The sequence below is a fragment of the Streptomyces flavofungini genome (assembly GCF_041028215.1).
GTDB lineage: Bacteria > Actinomycetota > Actinomycetes > Streptomycetales > Streptomycetaceae > Streptomyces > Streptomyces flavofungini_B.
Genome location: NZ_JASKYR010000922.1, coordinates 1 through 2,893, shown reverse-complemented (window position 1 = coordinate 2,893; position 2,893 = coordinate 1). Strand labels below are relative to the sequence as shown.

General features: G+C 73.1%; 2 protein-coding genes and 1 pseudogene. 1 reads left to right on the top strand and 2 read right to left on the bottom strand.

Translation table 11 applies throughout. From position 1 onward, the window contains the following. Both AB8Z36_RS36580 and ligD read right to left on the bottom strand, forming a co-directional pair. Positions 1-435: ATP-dependent DNA ligase (locus AB8Z36_RS36580; protein ID WP_440582098.1), on the bottom strand; the 435-nt coding region annotated here is incomplete at its 3' end. Further along, positions 432-1,340 carry a non-homologous end-joining DNA ligase gene (gene ligD / locus AB8Z36_RS36575; RefSeq protein ID WP_369217697.1) on the bottom strand — a complete coding sequence of 303 codons (909 nt, stop codon included), beginning with the start codon at positions 1,338-1,340 and terminating at the stop codon, positions 432-434. The genes AB8Z36_RS36580 and ligD, both read right to left, overlap by 4 nt. A 64-nt stretch (positions 1,341-1,404) precedes the next feature. On the opposite strand from ligD, the pseudogene ku reads away from it, so the two are divergent. After that, a pseudogene (gene ku, locus AB8Z36_RS36570) lies at positions 1,405-2,538 on the top strand (non-homologous end joining protein Ku); the annotation flags it as partial. Positions 2,539-2,893 lie beyond the last annotated feature (355 nt).

Here is a 2,893-nt window from a genome sequence, read left to right as displayed (position 1 = left end):
GGGCGCGAGCAGCCCCACGAGACGGGCGCGCCGCTCCTCGTACGTTAGGCCGCGGCAGTCCGTACCGGCCTCGGCCAGCAGGTCGAAGGCGGCGTACGACGCGGGCTGCGCCCGCGCGAGGGCGCCCGCGCGCAGCGGGGTGGCCGCCGCGCGCCGCTGCACGGCGGCGAAGTCGATGCGCCCGCCGGACCAGACCACGACCTCGCCGTCCAGGACGGTGCCCGCGGGGAGCCGGGCCGCCGCCTGTTCGAGGTCGGGGAAGGCCGGGGTGACGTTCCGTCCGGAGCGGGCCTGGAGCGTCACGCGCCCCGCCCCGTCCAGCAGGACCACCATGCGGTGGCCGTCGAACTTCGGCTCGTACGCCCAGCCGCCGCCCTCCGGCAGCGCGGTCACCCCTTCCGCGAGGGCGACCCGTACGGGCCTGCGCAGGGTCATCGCGCGCCGCCCTTGCCGCCCTCGGGGAGTGCCCTGGCCAGCCCTCGGTCGAAGAGCGGGGCCAGCAGGTCGCCGCCGTGCTCGGCGATGCGGGGCGCGATGTCGCCCGCGGTGAGGACGAGCTGCTCCGGTTCCTCGCACGCCTCGACCTCCTCCCAGGTCACGGGGGCGGAGACGGTCGGCTCCCGGCGGGCGCGCAGGGTGTAGGGGGCGGCGGTCGTCTTGGCGGCGGCGTTCTGGCTGAAGTCGACGAAGACCTTGCCGGGGCGCAGGCTGCGGGTCATGCGGTGGACGACGAGGCGCGGGAACTCCTGCTCGGCCTCGACGGCCAGGGCCTTGGCGTAGGCGCTGACCCGCTCGGAGGGCGTCGGCTTCAGCGGCACGAGCAGGTGGAGGCCCTTGCTGCCCGAGGTCTTCGCGTACACGTGGAACCCGTCGGCGCGCAGCCGGTCGCGCAGCCAGAGCGCCGCCCGGCAGCACTCCACGATCGTGGCCGGGGGCCCCGGGTCCAGGTCGAGCACGAGCCGGTCGGCCCGCGCGGGCGCCTCGGCGCGCCACTGCGGGGTGTGGAACTCCGTCACCGTGTTGGCGGCCCACATCAGCGACGCCAGGTCCTGGACGAGCACCTGGCGGGTGTTGCCGTCGGAGCGCGGCACCTCGGCGGTGCGCAGCCAGTCGGGCGCGCCCGGCGGCACGTTCTTGGCGAAGAAGCTCTGGCCCTCGGGCCCGTCGGGATAGCGCAGGAAGGAGACGGGGCGGTCGCGGAGATGGGGGAGGAGGACCTCGGCCGTGGCCGCGTAGTAGTGCAGCACCTCGCCCTTGGTGAAGCCGCTCGCGGGATAGATGACCTTGTCCAGGTTGCTGAGCGAGATCCTTCGCCCCTCCACCTCAGTGATCGGCGTCATACGATGAGAGTCGCACAAAACGCCATAAATCCCTCGGCAGGGGCCCGGAACGAGAGGTGCCGACGTGCGGTCGATCTGGAACGGGGCGATCTCCTTCGGTCTCGTCAGCATCCCCGTCAAGCTGATGAACGCCACCGAGAACCACGCGGTCTCCTTCCGCCAGGTCCACGCGGAGGACGGCGGCCGCATCCGCTACCGCAAGGTGTGCGAGGCGGAGGACCGCGAGGTGCCTTCGGCGGAGATCGGCAAGGGGTACCAGGACGCGGACGGCACGATCATCCCGATCACGGAGGAGGATCTGGCCGCGCTGCCGATCCCCACGGCCAAGACGATCGAGATCGTCGCCTTCGTCCCCGCGGACCGCGTCGATCCGCTCCAGATGGACACCGCCTACTACCTCTCGGCGAACGGGGTGCCCGCCACCAAGCCGTATCTGCTGCTGCGTGAGGCACTCCAACGGAGCAACAAGGTCGCCCTCGCGCGATTCGCGCTCCGGGGCCGGGAGCGGCTCGGCATGCTGCGCGTGGTCGACGGCGTGATCGCCATGCACGGGCTGCTGTGGCCCGACGAGATCCGGCAGCCGGAGGGGGCGGCGCCGGACGCCCGCGTCACGGTCCGCGACGCGGAACTCGACCTGGCCGACGCCCTGATGGACACGCTCGGCGAGGTCGACATCGCCACGCTCCACGACGACTACCGCCACGCGGTAGAGGAACTCGTCGCCACGAAGGTGCAGGGCGGCACGACGACGGAACGGACCCCGGCGGCCGACACGGGCGGCGGCAAGGTCATCGACCTGATGGCCGCCCTGGAGAACAGCGTCAGGGCGGCGCGGTCGGCCCGCGACGGGGAGCGGACCGGGAAGGGCGAGTCGGTCGCGGAGGTAACGCGACTCCCGGAGCGCCGCGCCAAGAAGACGGCCTCCGCGAAGGGGACGGCCTCTGCGGAGAGGCCGGGCTCCGCGAAGGGGTCCGCCTCTGCGAGGGGGGCCGCCTCTGCGGAGGGGACGGCCTCGGCGGAGAGGTCGGGCTCCGTGAGGGGGTCCGCCTCTGCGAGGGGGGCCGCCTCTGCGGAGGAGACGAGTTCCGCGAAGAGGGCCATCTCTGCGGGGAAGACGGCCTCGGCGAAGGGTTCCGCCTCCGCGGAGAAGACGGCCTCCGCGAAGGGCATCGCCTCGGCGAGGAGGGCCGCCTCGGCGAAGGGTTCCGCCTCTGCGGAGGAGACGGGCTCCGCGAAGAGGGCCACCTCTGGGGGGAAGACGGCCTCGGCGAAGGGTTCCGCCTCCGCGGAGAAGACGGCCTCCGCGAAGGGCATCGCCTCGGCGAGGAGGGCCGCCTCGGCGAAGGGGTCCGCCTCTGCGGAGGAGACGGGTTCCGCGAACAGGACCACCTCTGCGGACAAGACGGCCTCCGCGAAGAGCACCGCCTCCGCGCAGAAGACGGCCTCTGCCAGGGAAGCCGCCGCCGCGGGCAAGGCTGCTTCTTCGAAGAAGACCGCCCCCGCCAAGAAGTCTGCCCTCGCCGGGAAAGCCACCCCCGCCAGGAAGACCACCC